This is a genomic window from Agromyces sp. NPDC055661 (genome assembly GCF_053618135.1).
In genome coordinates, this window is sequence record NZ_JBSHHC010000001.1 from 2,868,424 (window position 1) to 2,881,077 (window position 12,654).

At 72.9% G+C, this 12,654-nt stretch carries 13 protein-coding genes; 6 read left to right on the forward strand and 7 right to left on the reverse strand.

Annotated elements, in window-relative coordinates:
- Positions 1-3 precede the first annotated feature (3 nt).
- Positions 4-507, reverse strand: a complete 504-nt coding sequence (locus tag ACWGO8_RS13325; RefSeq protein ID WP_452043472.1) for an Lrp/AsnC family transcriptional regulator — start codon at positions 505-507, stop codon at positions 4-6.
- A 131-nt stretch (positions 508-638) separates the two neighbouring features.
- Here ACWGO8_RS13325 and ald point away from each other — a divergent pair, with 131 nt between their 5' ends.
- Positions 639-1,739: an alanine dehydrogenase gene (ald, locus tag ACWGO8_RS13330; RefSeq protein ID WP_452043473.1), complete on the forward strand. Its 1,101-nt coding sequence runs from the start codon at positions 639-641 to the stop codon at positions 1,737-1,739.
- Positions 1,740-1,847: 108 nt separating this feature from the next.
- Here ald and ACWGO8_RS13335 read toward each other — a convergent pair whose 3' ends face one another.
- The 3 genes from ACWGO8_RS13335 to ACWGO8_RS13345 are packed head-to-tail and all read right to left on the reverse strand — an operon-like array spanning position 1,848 to position 4,307.
- On the reverse strand, positions 1,848-2,168 hold the full coding sequence (locus ACWGO8_RS13335; protein WP_452043474.1) for a metal-sensitive transcriptional regulator: 321 nt from the start codon (positions 2,166-2,168) through the stop codon (positions 1,848-1,850).
- A 34-nt stretch (positions 2,169-2,202) separates the two neighbouring features.
- The gene (locus ACWGO8_RS13340; protein ID WP_452043475.1) at positions 2,203-2,511 is read right to left on the reverse strand and encodes a rhodanese-like domain-containing protein; all 309 of its coding nucleotides are present in this window, start codon (positions 2,509-2,511) and stop codon (positions 2,203-2,205) included.
- Between the two features lie 59 nt (positions 2,512-2,570).
- The gene (locus ACWGO8_RS13345) at positions 2,571-4,307 is read right to left on the reverse strand and encodes an FAD-dependent oxidoreductase (protein WP_452043476.1); all 1,737 of its coding nucleotides are present in this window, start codon (positions 4,305-4,307) and stop codon (positions 2,571-2,573) included.
- A 96-nt stretch (positions 4,308-4,403) separates the two neighbouring features.
- Here ACWGO8_RS13345 and ACWGO8_RS13350 point away from each other — a divergent pair, with 96 nt between their 5' ends.
- Both ACWGO8_RS13350 and ACWGO8_RS13355 read left to right on the forward strand, forming a co-directional pair.
- Positions 4,404-8,162, forward strand: a complete 3,759-nt coding sequence (locus ACWGO8_RS13350; protein ID WP_452043477.1) for an AAA family ATPase — start codon at positions 4,404-4,406, stop codon at positions 8,160-8,162.
- Positions 8,162-8,374, forward strand: a complete 213-nt coding sequence (locus ACWGO8_RS13355) for a hypothetical protein (RefSeq protein WP_452043478.1) — start codon at positions 8,162-8,164, stop codon at positions 8,372-8,374. The genes ACWGO8_RS13350 and ACWGO8_RS13355 overlap by 1 nt, the downstream gene beginning before the upstream one ends.
- 25 nt (positions 8,375-8,399) lie before the next feature.
- Here ACWGO8_RS13355 and mscL read toward each other — a convergent pair whose 3' ends face one another.
- The 3 genes from mscL to ACWGO8_RS13370 are packed head-to-tail and all read right to left on the reverse strand — an operon-like array spanning position 8,400 to position 9,838.
- Positions 8,400-8,837 (reverse strand): large conductance mechanosensitive channel protein MscL, encoded by a 438-nt coding sequence (mscL, locus tag ACWGO8_RS13360; protein ID WP_452043565.1) that lies wholly within the window; start codon positions 8,835-8,837, stop codon positions 8,400-8,402.
- A 34-nt stretch (positions 8,838-8,871) separates the two neighbouring features.
- Positions 8,872-9,225 carry an FmdB family zinc ribbon protein gene (locus ACWGO8_RS13365; protein WP_452043479.1) on the reverse strand — a complete coding sequence of 118 codons (354 nt, stop codon included), beginning with the start codon at positions 9,223-9,225 and terminating at the stop codon, positions 8,872-8,874.
- Between the two features lie 34 nt (positions 9,226-9,259).
- Positions 9,260-9,838, reverse strand: a complete 579-nt coding sequence (locus ACWGO8_RS13370; protein WP_376954246.1) for a 5-formyltetrahydrofolate cyclo-ligase — start codon at positions 9,836-9,838, stop codon at positions 9,260-9,262.
- Between the two features lie 75 nt (positions 9,839-9,913).
- On the opposite strand from ACWGO8_RS13370, the gene galU reads away from it, so the two are divergent.
- From galU to ACWGO8_RS13385, 3 genes are read left to right on the forward strand one after another with little or no spacing between them, the layout of a single operon-like run.
- Entirely contained in the window at positions 9,914-10,813 is a 900-nt protein-coding gene (galU, locus tag ACWGO8_RS13375; RefSeq protein ID WP_376954247.1) for a UTP--glucose-1-phosphate uridylyltransferase GalU, read from the forward strand.
- 2 nt (positions 10,814-10,815) lie between these two features.
- Positions 10,816-11,478, forward strand: coding sequence for a GNAT family N-acetyltransferase (locus ACWGO8_RS13380; protein ID WP_452043480.1), 663 nt, complete (start codon positions 10,816-10,818; stop codon positions 11,476-11,478).
- A gap of 52 nt (positions 11,479-11,530) precedes the next feature.
- Positions 11,531-12,580 (forward strand): hypothetical protein, encoded by a 1,050-nt coding sequence (locus tag ACWGO8_RS13385; protein ID WP_452043481.1) that lies wholly within the window; start codon positions 11,531-11,533, stop codon positions 12,578-12,580.
- Positions 12,581-12,654: the final 74 nt, after the last annotated feature.

Here is a 12,654-nt window from a genome sequence, read left to right on the forward strand (position 1 = left end):
GGCTCAGATCACGGCGCGCAGCCCCGCCGACAGCGCCGTGTGGTGCTCGAACACGAGGTTCGTCTCGGTGAGCGCGACGGCCGGATTGGCCGAGAGGTTCTTCAGCACGAACTGGCGCACGTGCTCGCTGTCGCGCACGCGCACGTGGATGAGGAAGTCCTCGGTGCCGCCGAGGAAGAACAGTTGGGCGACCTCGGGCTCGCGGCGGAGCTCGTCGGAGATCTGCTCCATGAGGTGGCGCGCGCCGGGCCGGATGCGCACGCTGACGAGCGCCTGCAGCGTGAACCCGAGCGCGACGGGATTGATCTCGGCGGTGTAGCGCACGATCACCCCGCGCTCGCGCAGCGAGCGGACGCGGGCGAGGCACGTCGAGGGGGAGATGCCCACCTCGCGCGCCAGCTCGACGTTCGGGATGCGCGCGTTCTCGTGCAGGATCGTCACGATCTGCCGGTCGAGGTCGTCGAGCTCGACGCGGCCCGGTGCGCTGATCTGCGGTGCATCGGTCACGGGCGAGGCTCCTTCCGAACAAGTGAATGAATCGAGTGCATTCTACCGAACAGGATTCGGAAGGTCTTCCAATCCGTCGAACGACACGTCACCATTGAGGCAATCCCACCCCACAGCATTCGGAGATCACCATGCACGTCGGCGTGCCCGCAGAGGTCAAGAACAACGAATTCCGCGTCGCGATGACGCCGGCGGGGGTGCACGCCCTCGTCGGGCGCGGCCACCGCGTCGACATCCAGGCCGGTGCCGGCCTCGGTGCCGGCTACACCGACGAGGAGTACGGCGAGGCCGGCGCGACGATCGTCGGCACCGCCGCCGAGGCGTGGTCGGCCGAGCTCGTGCTCAAGGTGAAGGAGCCGATCGAGCAGGAGTACGGCTTCCTCCGCGAGGACCTCACCCTCTTCACGTACCTGCACCTCGCCGCGGACCTGCCGCTCACGCGTGCCATCCTCGACTCCGGCGTCACGGCCATCGCCTACGAGACCGTCCAGCTGCCCGACCGCTCGCTGCCGTTGCTCACCCCGATGAGCGAGGTCGCCGGGCGGCTCGCGCCCCAGGTGGGCGCCGCGTCGCTGCACGCGTCGAAGGGCGGCCGCGGCGTGCTCCTCGCCGGCGTGCCCGGCACCGCGCCCGCGAAGGTCCTCGTGATCGGCGGCGGCGTCGCCGGCGAGCAGGCCGCCGCCACCGCGATGGGGATGGGCGCCGACGTCACCGTGTTCGACATCTCGTTGCCGAAGCTGCGCGAGCTCGACGCCCGCTACGAGCACCGCATCAAGACGCTCGCCTCGTCGCCGTACGAGATCGCCCGTCAGCTCAAGGACGCCGACCTCGTCGTCGGTGCCGTGCTCGTCCCCGGCGCCGCGGCGCCCAAGGTGGTCACCGACGACATGGTCGCCCAGATGAAGCCGGGCGCCGTGCTCGTCGACATCGCCATCGACCAGGGCGGATGCTTCGAGGGCTCGCACGCGACGACCCACGCCGACCCGACCTTCCGGGTCCACGACGCCATCTTCTACTGCGTCGCGAACATGCCCGGCGCGGTCCCGGCCACCTCGACGCCCGCGCTCACGAACGCGACGCTGCCCTACGCCACGCGGATCGCCGACCTCGGCTGGCAGGCCGCCCTCGCCGAGGACGCCGCCCTCGCGAAGGGCCTCAACGCGACCCGCGGCCGCCTCACCAACGAGGGCGTCGCGAAGGCGCACGGCCTGGAGCTGCACGCCGCGCTCTGATCCCGACCATTACGAGCACGAAGCGCCGGCCCGATCTCGGGTCGGCGCTTCGGCGTCGTCGCGGACTCGGAACGTCGCGGTGACGGCGAGGTCGGGCGACTCCGCGTGTCAGGAGAGCGAGAGGAAGAGCTTCTCGAGCTCGTCGAACGTCAGCGGCTCGGAGGCCTCGGCGCCGTCGGCACGGCGTGCACCGCCGGATCGGGCGCGCGTCGCGGCATCCGTCGCGCAGTCGCGCATCGCCGACGAGATGATCGCGAAGCCGGCGCGGTCGAGCGCGCTCGAGACCGCAGCCAGCTGGGTGACGACGGTGCGGCAGTCGCCGCCGGCCTCGACGGCGTCGATCACCGCGTTCAACTGGCCGCGGGCGCGCTTCAGCCGGTTGAGGATGCGCCGCTGGGCGTCCTGCTGCTCGGTTCCGACGGTGCTCATGCGATGGTGCCTGCCCTTCCGCTGTCCACGATGATCATGACGGAGCTCCGGTGACGACGGGGAGTCCCGACCGATGCCACGCCATGATCCCGCCGTCGATGTTGACGGCGTCGACGCCCTGCGCTGCGAGGAACTGCGTGGCCTGCGCGCTCCGGCCGCCGACGGCGCACATGAGGTAGACGGTGCGGTCCCGCGGCACCTCGTCGACGCGCGCGACGAGCGAGCCGAGCGGGATGTGCACGGCGCCGTCGACGCGTGCGCGGGCGACCTCGTCGGGCTCGCGCACGTCGATGATGTACGCGTCGTGGAGGGCGTGCGCCGCGGTGGGGGAGATGGTCTGCATGTCGGGTCCTTCAGGGGTCTGTGGTCGGTTGGTTCGGGTCAGCGGCCGGTTCGTTCGGGTCAGGCGGCGCGCAGGTCGGCGCTCGTGGCATCCGTGGACTGCTGATGGTCCACGGACCGCATGCCGTCCCGCCAGGTGAGGTAGCCGCCGTCGAGGTTGACGACGTCGTGGCCGAGGCTCGCGAGCAGTCGCGCCGCGGTGTGCGCGCCCTGCCCGACGCGGCAGTGGACGACGATCCGGCGCCCGGCGTAGGCGTCGGCGCGCTCGCGCAGTTCCTCCACGGGGATCCAGGTCGCCCCCGGGATGGCGCCCTCGGCGAGCTGGCCCGCCGCGCGCACGTCGAGCAGGACCGCGCCGTCGGCGACCGCGTCGTCGAGTTCGTGCCACTGGATGGTCGTGTCCTCGCCGTCGGCGAGGTTGCGCGCGATGTAGCCCAGCATGTTCACGGGATCCTTCGCCGACCCGTACTGCGGTGCGTAGGCCAGTTCGAGGTCGGCGAGGGCGGATGCCGCGAGGTTCGCCGCCATCGCGGTCGCGATGACGTCGATCCGGCGCGTGACGCCCTCGGTGCCCACCGCCTGCGCGCCGAGGATGCGATCGGTGCGCGCGTCGACCACGAGCTTCAGCGACATCGGGCGCGCGCCGGGGAAGTAGCCGGCGTGCGACAGCGGGTGCGAGTGGATGACCCGGACCTCGATGCCGCGCGACCGCGCGTGCTCCTCCGACCAGCCGGTGGACGCCGCCGTGAGGCCGAGCACGTCGATGACGGCGGTGCCGAGGGCGGGCGCTGCGATGGACGGGCGACCCGCGATCGCGTCGGCGACCGCGCGCCCGTGCCGGTTCGCCAGGCCCGCCAGCGGCACGAGGCGCCCGGAGCCGTCGACCCGGTCGCGCTTCTCGGCGGCGTCGCCGATCGCGTAGATCGCGGGGTCGCTCGTGCGGTGCGACTCGTCGACGACGATGCCGCCGGTCGCGCCGATCTCGAGGCCTGCTGCGCGGGCGAGCCCGGACTCGGGCACCACGCCCATCGCGGCGATGACGAGGTCGGCGGGCAGCGCGCTCCCGTCGTCGAGCACGACGCGACGCGCCTCCACCGCCGTGACGGCGTTCCCGAACCGCAGGCCGAGTCCGCGCTCGAGCACGTGCTCGGCGAGCGGAGCCGCCATCTCGGGATCGAGCCCGCCGATCAGGCGCGACGAGCGCTGCACGATCGTCGTCTCGAGGCCGCGACGGTGCAGGTTGTCGGCCATCTCCACGCCGATGTACCCGCCGCCGATGACGACGGCCCGGGCGCGCGAGGGCAGCCCGTCGACCGCGGCCATGACGGCGTCGAGGTCGTCGAGCGTGCGCAGGGCGTGGAGCGGGGCATCCGGTGCGACGCGATCGGGGAGGCGCGGCGCCGCACCCGGCGAGAGGACGAGCTCGTCGTAGCCGAGCTCGTAGTCCGCGCCGTCGGCGGGCCGGACCGTGACGCGGCGTGCGGCGCGATCGATGGCGACGACCTCGCTGCGAACGCGGGCGTCGATGCGGAACCGAGCCGCGAGGCGGGCGGGGTCCTGCAGCTCGAGCGCTGCCCGCTCGGGGATGACGCCGGACACGTGGTACGGGAGTCCGCAGTTCGCGAACGACACCGCGCCGCTGCGCTCGAGCACGATGATCTCGCGGTCCTCGTCGAGTCGACGCAGGCGCGTGGCCGTGGACATGCCGCCGGCCACGCCGCCGACGATGACGGTCACGGGGGCGGGGGCGGGTGCGGGTGCGGGTGCGAGGGGGTTCGGGGTGGAGCGATGGTGCATACCCCGAGGGTATACGAATACCCCAAGGGTATCCAAAACGAGCCGGAGCCCGGCGAGGGTCCCGGGATTCCGCGTGATCGCACGTATGGTGTCGGTGTGTGGCGGCTCGATCGGAACCATGATGAGGAGGACTTCCTCGGTCCCGAGGCGGATGCCGCATCCGATGGAGCGACTCCGGAACCCATGCGACAGGACATCACCAGCCCAGACGGCGTGAGCCTCGGCGACCCCGAGCTGGTCGCCGGGAACGTCGCCGAACCCTCGTGGCGGCGCTGGCACGGCGAGCTCGCCGAGGTCGGCGGACGGTCGCCGCTCGTGCGCTTCGTCGACACCCCCCGCACGCGCATCGAGCTCTCCACGACGCATCCGGGCGGGCTGCCGCAGTTCATCACGGGCAAGTCGACGCTGCTCTCGAGCCTCATCCGCGACGAGCTGGCTCTTCGCAACGCGCGGCTGGCCGCCGCCGAGATCACGCAGAAGGGCGTCGAGCTGCGCTCGGTGCGCGGGATCGAGTCGGTGCACCTCGCGATCGGGCTCGCGTCGTGGCGCAACGGCGGAGAGGAGTTCCTGGCGCCCGTGCTGCTGCGCCCGCTCGCGATCCGCCGCTACGGCCGCGACTTCGAGTTGAAGCTGAAGGGCCAGCCGTTCCTCAACCCGGCGCTCGCGCGCGAGCTCCGGGAGCAGTTCCGCATCACGCTCGACGCCGACGCGTTCGTCGCGCTCGCGATCACGAACGGCGTGTTCAAGCCGCAGCCCGTCATCGACCGGCTGCGCGGCCTGACCTCGCACCTGCCGTGGTTCCACGTCGCGCCCCGGCTCGTGGTCTCGTCGTTCGCCGAGGTCGGGCCGGCGATGGCGGCGGATGTCGCGGAGCTCCACCACCCCGTGATCGACGCCGTCGCGGGCAACAAGGCGGCCCGCGCGGCGATCGCCCAGCAGGGCGAGCGCGTGCGGCCCGTGCCGCAGGACGAGCGGCCCCCGTCGACCGACACGCTGCTGCTCGACGCCGACTCCGAGCAGGAGCAGGTCGTCGCCGAGATCGAGGCCGGCACCTCGCTCGTCGTCAAGACGCTGCCGGGCACCGGCGGTACGCAGACCATCGTGAACGCGATCGGCGCGCTCGTGGCGAAGGACAAGCGCGTGCTCGTCGTCGGCGCGCGGCGCGCGAGCCTCGACGGCATCGTGCACCGGCTCGGCCAGGTCGGCCTCGGGGGCGCGGCGGTGACGACAGCGAGCCTGCGCCGCGACCTCATCCAGTCGATCTCGCGCAACGAGAAGGTCGAGCAGCCCCGCGTCGCCGACGTCGACGACGCCCTCGTGCGCCTGCGCAAGGTCCTCCTCGATTACCGCTCCGCGCTCACCCGGCGCGACCCCGAGCTGAAGGTCTCGGTGCTCGACGCCCTCGGAGAGCTCGCCCGCCTCGCACTGCTCGACCGCCCCCCGTCGACGACCGCGCGGCTCGACCATGCCGCCCTCGTCGGACTCTCGACGGGCCGCGAGCAGGTGGCCCGCGACCTCGCGCGCGCGGCCGAACTCGGCGAGTTCCGCTACGGGCCGGGGGACTCGCCCTGGTACGGCGCCTCGTTCACCTCGTCGGAGGAGGCCGCGCACGCGCACGAGCTCGCGAAGCGCCTCAGCACCACGGAGTTGCCGCGCCTGCTCGAGCGCGGTCGCGCGCTCATCGCGCAGACCCGGCTCCGCACGTTCGAGTCGGTCGCGGAACTCGGCGTGTTCCTGCGGCTGCTCCTCGACGTGCGCGACACGCTCGACAAGTTCCTGCCCTCGGTGTACGACCGGCCGCTCGGCGAGCTCATCGCGGCGACGTCCTCGCGGCGCGACTCGCCCGGGATGTCGGGCGCGAACCGCCGCCGGCTGCGCCGCCTCGCGCAGGAGTACGTGCGCCCCGGCGTGCACGTCGGCGACCTCAACGGGGCGCTCCGCGGCATCCAGCAGCAGCGCACGCTCTGGCAGCGCTACTCGGAGGCGGGTGCCATCCCCGCCGTGCCGGTCGGCATCGACGACGTGCACGTGGCCTACCGCACGGTCGCGACCGACCTCGCCGCGCTCGACGCGCCGCTCGGCGTGGTGGGCACGCCGCGTCAGCTCGCCGCGCGTCCCGTGCGCGAGCTCGAGGCGAACCTGGCCGGCCTCGCCGCCGAGTCCGAGGTGCTCACCAACCTGCAGGAGCGCACGGCCGTGCTCTCGCGGCTCCGCGACCTCGGCCTCGACCCGCTGCTCGTCGACCTCGCCAAGCGCCACGTGCGCGAGCGCGCGGTCGCCGCCGAGCTGGAACTCGCCTGGTGGCAGTCGGTGCTCGAGCTCATGCTCGCGGGCGACAAGGCGCTGCTCGGCGCGAACACGACCGTGCTCGACCGGCTCGAGGGCGACTTCCGCCTCGTCGACGAGGCGCACGCGTCGGCCGCGGGTCCCCAGCTGGCCTGGCACCTGGCCGAGAACTGGAAGGTCGCGCTCGTCGACCACCCCGACGAGGCAGAGCAGTTGAAGCGGATGCTGCGCGGCGATCGCGTGCGTCCCGCAGCGCTGCACGACGAGACGCCGCACCTGTTCCGGACGCTCGCCCCGATCTGGCTCGCCTCGCCGTACGAGGTGCCCCAGATCGACGACGACATCGCGTTCGACGCCGTCGTGCTCGTCGACGCCGGATCGACGACGATCGCCGAGAACCTCGGCGCGATCCGTCGCGCCCGTCAGGTCGTCGCGTTCGGCGACCCGGTGACGCAGACACCCACCCTCTTCGAGACCGGCCTCGACGACGGGGACCGCGAGGGCCGCTCGACGGAGCACGGCGTCGACGCCCTGCACGCGGACTCGGCGCTCGCGCGGCTCGGCGAGTTGCTGCCCACGCTCACGCTCACGCGCAGCTACCGCGCCGGCGGCGAGGACCTCGCCGAGCTCGTGAACCGCCGCTTCTACGCCGGCCGCATCGAGTCGCTCCCGTGGGCGGGCAGCTACCTCGGGCACGGCAGCCTCGGCCTGCACTACGTGCGCGGCAACGGCCTGCCCGACGCCGTGACCGGCACCGTCGAGAGCATCGACCCCGAGGTCGCGAAGGTCGTCGAGCTCGTCATGGAGCACGCCGTCAAGCGCCCGCGCGAGTCGCTCATGGTCATCACGGCGAGCACGAAGCACGCGGCGCGCGTGCACCAGGCCGTGCTCGCCGCGTTCGCGAAGCGCACCGACCTCTCGGACTTCATCCTCAAGGACCGCGCGGAGCCGTTCACGGTGCTCACCCTCGAGCAGGCCGTGGCGCAGAGCCGCGACCGTGTGATCTTCTCCGTCGGCTACGGGCGCACGCCGCACGGGCGCCTGCTCTCGAACTTCGGCTCGCTCGGCGAGCCGGGCGGCGACCGGCTGCTCGCGGTCGGCATGACCCGCGCGCGTCGCTCGATGGACCTCGTCTCGGCGTTCCGCCCCGAGGACATCGACGCCGACCGGCAGGCGCACGGCGTGCTCGCGCTCGCCGAGATCCTGAGCCAGACCGAGGAGCGCGCCGCCGGGAACGACGACGAGGACGCGGGCGAGTCGATGCTCGGCGACCTCGCGCGCCGGCTCTCGCGCCGAGGCATCCGGGTCAGCGTCGGCCACCGCGGCCGGCTCGCCCTCGCGGCCGCGCACGCCGGCAAGGCCGTCGTCGTCGAGACCGACGAGGCGTTCACCGGGCTCAGCCTGCGCGAGTCGCTGCGACTGCGCCCCGACGTGCTGCGCCGGCTCGGCTGGCACTACCTGCGCGTGCACAGCTTCGAGCTGTTCGGCAACCCCGAGGCGGTCGCGACGCGCGTCGCCACGCTGCTCGGCAAGCCCGAGGCACGACCCGCGGATGCCGCGGCCAGCTGATGGCCGAGGACGAGCGCCAGCGCGTCGAGCGCGCCGGCGGCCGCGCCCGCCGTGCGCGGCTGACGCCCGCGCCGGGCACCGATCCGACGCCCGAGGCGCCCGTGCCGGGCGCGGGCGAGGACGGCGAGGAGCGGCCGGCGAAGCGGAAGCCCGGTGCCGAGGGCGACCCCGACGACGACCGCATCACGCGGGAGCGACCGCCGCACTGGTGAGGCGCGGGTGCGGCGCGCGGCTCGGCTAGTCGCGCCGGCCGGCGCCCTCGCGCTCGCGCTCCGCGGCGAGCAGGTCGCGGATCTCCGACAGCAGCGTGAGCTCGGTCTCGGGCGCGGCCGGGTCGGGCTCACCCGTCTTCCGCTTCTGCTCGGCCCGGTCCTTCAGGGTGTTCATCGGCAGCACGAAGACGAAGTACACGACCGTCGCAACGATGGCGAAGGCGATGATGGCGCCGAGCACCGCGCCGAACTTCACCTCGGCGACGCCGCCCGTCAGGGTCGGGATCTCTACCACGAGCGCGGTGTCGAGGCTGTCGGCCTGGAAGATCACGCCGATCAGCGGGTTGATCAGGTTGTCCACGATGGAGTTCACGACGGCGGTGAACGCGGCGCCGATGACGACCGCGACGGCCAGCTCGATCACGTTCCCGCGAAGGATGAATTCCTTGAAGCCCTTGAGCACGGTCCCTCCCAGACGATCGGTCTCCGACGGCACGTCAGGCCACGCTAGCGGAGGATCCCGACGAGGTCGAACCCGAGGAGGAGCCGCGGCCCGAGGAGGAGGAGCCCGACGACGAGCCCGTCGAGCTCGACGAGGAACCGCCCGACGGGGCATCCGACCCGCTGGAGCCACCGGAGCCGCCCGAGCCGCCGGACCCGCCCGTGCCGCCCTCGCCGCGCGAGTCGGTGCGGTAGAAGCCCGAGCCGTTGAAGGTCACGCCGATGGTGTTGAAGAGCTTGCGCAGGCGGCCGCCGCACACGTCGCAGACGGTGAGCGCGTCGTCGGTGAACGCCTGGTGGATGTCGAAGGCGTTGCCGCACTCGGTGCAGCGGTAGGAGTACGTGGGCATGTGGGTCTGACTCTTCCGGATCGTGGCGCGCCGCTCAGAACGCGATGATGCGCGTGGGCGTCACGACCCCGTTCACGGGCTGGTCGTGCACCTCTCGCGGCACCTCGTCGACGAACTCGCTGTCGAAGACGACGGCGTACACCGGAGGACATTTTTCCATCGAACCGAGGGTCTTGTCGAAAAAGCCCCGTCCCCACCCGAGCCGCATGCCCGTCTGGTCGACCGCTGCGGCGGGCACGAGGATGAGGTCGACGTCGTTGATGGCCATGGGCCCGAGCAACTCGCCGTCGGGCAGCGGCACGCCGTGCAGCCCGATCGACTCGGTCTCGTCCTCGCCGACGGTCCAGTCGAGCAGGCCGTCCTCACGGGTGACGGGGAACAGCACGCGGATGCCGCGGGCCTCCGCCCAGTTCACGAACGGCCGGGTGTTCGGCTCGTTCGGCATCGACAGGTAGCACGACAGCGACTCGGCCTCGGTGGTCCCGACGAGCTCCTCGAGGCGGGCCGTGAAGCCCTCGGTCGCGAGCTCCCGCTCGTGCGCCGGCATGTTCTGCCTGCGCTCTCGGAGCTCGGCGCGGAGCACGCGCTTCTGGACGTCCGGATCGTCGGGCATGCCACACATCCTAGGGCGGTGCAACGTGGCGCCCGGCCCCTGCGCCCCGCCGGGTCATGCGGATACGCTGTCCGCATGACTCAACGGATCACGAAGGCCGTCATCCCTGCGGCGGGCCTCGGCACGAGGTTCCTCCCGGCGACCAAGGCGATGCCGAAGGAGATGCTCCCCGTCGTCGACAAGCCCGCGATCCAGTACGTGGTCGAGGAGGCCGTGGCCGCCGGGCTCGACGACGTCCTCATGATCATCGGCCGCAACAAGAACGCGCTCGCGAACCACTTCGACCGCGTCGCCGAGCTCGAGTACACGCTCGAGACGAAGGGCGACAACTCCAAGCTCTCGACGGTGCAGGAGTCGAGCGACCTCGCCGACGTCCACTTCGTGCGCCAGGGCGACCCGAAGGGCCTCGGCCACGCGGTGCTGCGAGCCCGCAAGCACGTCGGCGACGAGTCGTTCGCCGTGCTCCTCGGCGACGACCTCATCGACGCCCGCGATCCGCTGCTCACGCGCATGCTCGCCGAGCACGGCAAGCGGGACGCCACGATCGTCGCCCTGCTCGAGGTCGACCCGGCCTCCATCCACATGTACGGCGCGGCCGAGGTCGAGGCCACCGACGACCCCGACGTCGTGCGCGTCACCGGCCTCGTCGAGAAGCCCGCCGCCGACGTGGCGCCGTCGAACCTCGCGGTCATCGGCCGCTACGTGCTGAAGCCCGAGGTGTTCGACATCCTCGAGCGCACGCGCCCGGGCAAGGGCGGCGAGATCCAGCTCACCGACGCGCTCATGGAGATGGCGGGCGACGTCGACGGGGCGGGCGGCGTGTACGGCGTCGTGTTCCGCGGACGTCGCTACGACACGGGCGACAAGCTCGACTACATCAAGGCGGTCATCCAGCTGGCCGCAGATCGCGACGACCTCGGCCCCGAGCTCAAGCCGTGGCTCGTCGAGTACGTCGCCGGCCTCGAACGGAGCTGACGATGGCGACGGCCGCGATCCCCACGCTGCGTGACGGGGACGTCACCCTGCGGCCGATCCGTGCGCGCGACGCCAAGGTGCTCGAGCGCGTGCTGCTCGACAACCGCTCGTGGCTGCGCCAGTGGGAGGCGACCTACCCCGGCGGGGGCACGGTGATCGACACGCGCGCGAGCATCCGCAACCTGCTCGCGCACGCGCGCACCGGGCACGCCCTGCCGTTCGTGATCGAGGTCGACGGCGAGCTCGTCGGCCAGCTCAACGTCTCGTCGATCACGTTCGGATCGCTGTCCTCGGCCTCGATCGGCTACTGGGTGTCGCAGGCGCACGCCGGGCGCGGCATCACGCCGACCGCCGTCGCGCTCGCGACCGACTACTGCTTCTCGACCCTGCGCCTGCACCGCATGGAGATCTGCATCCGCCCCGAGAACGCGCCGTCACTGCGCGTCGTCGAGAAGCTCGGGTTCCGCTACGAGGGCCTGCGGCGGCGGTTCATCCACATCAACGGCGACTGGCGCGACCACTTCTCGTTCGCGCTCGTGGCCGAGGAGGTGCCGCGGGGCGTGCTGCGCCGCTGGCACGAAGGTCGCGTGCCCGAGGACGCCGCCCGCATCAGCGCGGAGGACCGCGCGGCCGCCGCGTACCCGCTGCACGTCGCCGATCGCTGAACACGCGCGCGTCCAGCGGTGCCGATCGTCCGCTGGGGCCTAGCGTTGTCGCATGGACGTGATCGGCGGGGGCGTGCTGGTGGCAGCGGCCGCTGCACTCTGGATCGCGTACCTCCTGCCGAGCTGGCTTCGCCGCCGGCAGTACCTCGCCACCGAGCGCAACGCGGTGCGGCTGCAGCAGACGCTGCGCATCCTCGCCGAGACGGCTGAGACGCCCGAGGCGGTGCGCGTCGAGGCCACCGCCCGCGAGGTCGCGACGCAGCAGCGGATCCTGCACGAGCACGAGGTCACCGCCCGACTCGCGGCCGAGGCCGCCGAGCACCTCGCGATCGCCGAGCGCCGTGCCGCCGAGGAGGCGGCCGGAGCCGCGCGCGAGCTGGCCGCGTCGGCCGCCCCCATCACCGAGCCGATCCCCACGGTGGCGCCGGCGCAGTCGGCCGCCGCGCCCACGGGTGCGACGTCGACGGATGCCGCGAGGCGCCGTCGCTCGCTGCGCCGTCGTCGCGGGCTGAGCTCGCTGCTCCTGCTCGCGGGCCTGCTGACCGTGATCGGCGGACTCGTCGCGGCCGCGTTCGGCGCCTCCCTGCTCATCGCGGCGGGCGGCGCGCTCGCGATGGTGCTCGCGTTCACGTTCCTGGCCGGGCTCGCCCGCGTGCACATCGCCGCGCCCGTCGCCGCTCCCGTCGCCGCGCCCCAGGCCGAGCCGTTCGAGCCCATCGAGCTCGCCGAGGAGGAGCCCGAGGACCACGGCTGGACGCCGCAGCCGCTGCCGAAGCCGCTGCACCTCTCGCGCGGCACGATCGCGGCGGCCGCCATGGCGTCGATCGAGGCCGCTGAGCGGCTGCGTCGCTCGTCCGTCGAGGCGGAGCTGGCGCGCCGCGCCGAGGAGCTCGAGCCCGCCGTGCCGTCGATCGAACGGCCGTCGCGCGGGGCCGAGGCGCCCGCGGCATCCGCTGCCCCCGCTGCCGCTCGTCGCGAGCCCCCGCGCACGGCAGAGGCCGAGCCGGCGAGCCCGTATGCCCGCATGGGCATCGTCGAGGAGGCGCCGCCCGGATTCGGCGACCTCGACGCCGTGCTGCGCCGTCGCCGTCAGGCGGGCTGACGCGCGTTCACCCGGCCGGCGGCCCGCCGACCGGAGCCGTCCGGGTGGTCTGGATCACGCTCCGAGTGATGATA

Coding starts and splice junctions, on each gene's coding strand:
- ACWGO8_RS13385 (WP_452043481.1), top strand. CDS start 11,531: ATGGACGTGATCGGCGGGGGCGTGCTGGTGGCAGCGGCCGCTGCACTC.
- ald (WP_452043473.1), top strand. CDS start 639: ATGCACGTCGGCGTGCCCGCAGAGGTCAAGAACAACGAATTCCGCGTC.
- ACWGO8_RS13370 (WP_376954246.1), bottom strand. CDS start 9,838: ATGCCCGACGATCCGGACGTCCAGAAGCGCGTGCTCCGCGCCGAGCTC.
- ACWGO8_RS13335 (WP_452043474.1), bottom strand. CDS start 2,168: ATGAGCACCGTCGGAACCGAGCAGCAGGACGCCCAGCGGCGCATCCTC.
- ACWGO8_RS13380 (WP_452043480.1), top strand. CDS start 10,816: ATGGCGACGGCCGCGATCCCCACGCTGCGTGACGGGGACGTCACCCTG.
- ACWGO8_RS13365 (WP_452043479.1), bottom strand. CDS start 9,225: ATGCCCACGTACTCCTACCGCTGCACCGAGTGCGGCAACGCCTTCGAC.
- galU (WP_376954247.1), top strand. CDS start 9,914: ATGACTCAACGGATCACGAAGGCCGTCATCCCTGCGGCGGGCCTCGGC.
- ACWGO8_RS13345 (WP_452043476.1), bottom strand. CDS start 4,307: ATGCACCATCGCTCCACCCCGAACCCCCTCGCACCCGCACCCGCACCC.
- ACWGO8_RS13355 (WP_452043478.1), top strand. CDS start 8,162: ATGGCCGAGGACGAGCGCCAGCGCGTCGAGCGCGCCGGCGGCCGCGCC.
- ACWGO8_RS13340 (WP_452043475.1), bottom strand. CDS start 2,511: ATGCAGACCATCTCCCCCACCGCGGCGCACGCCCTCCACGACGCGTAC.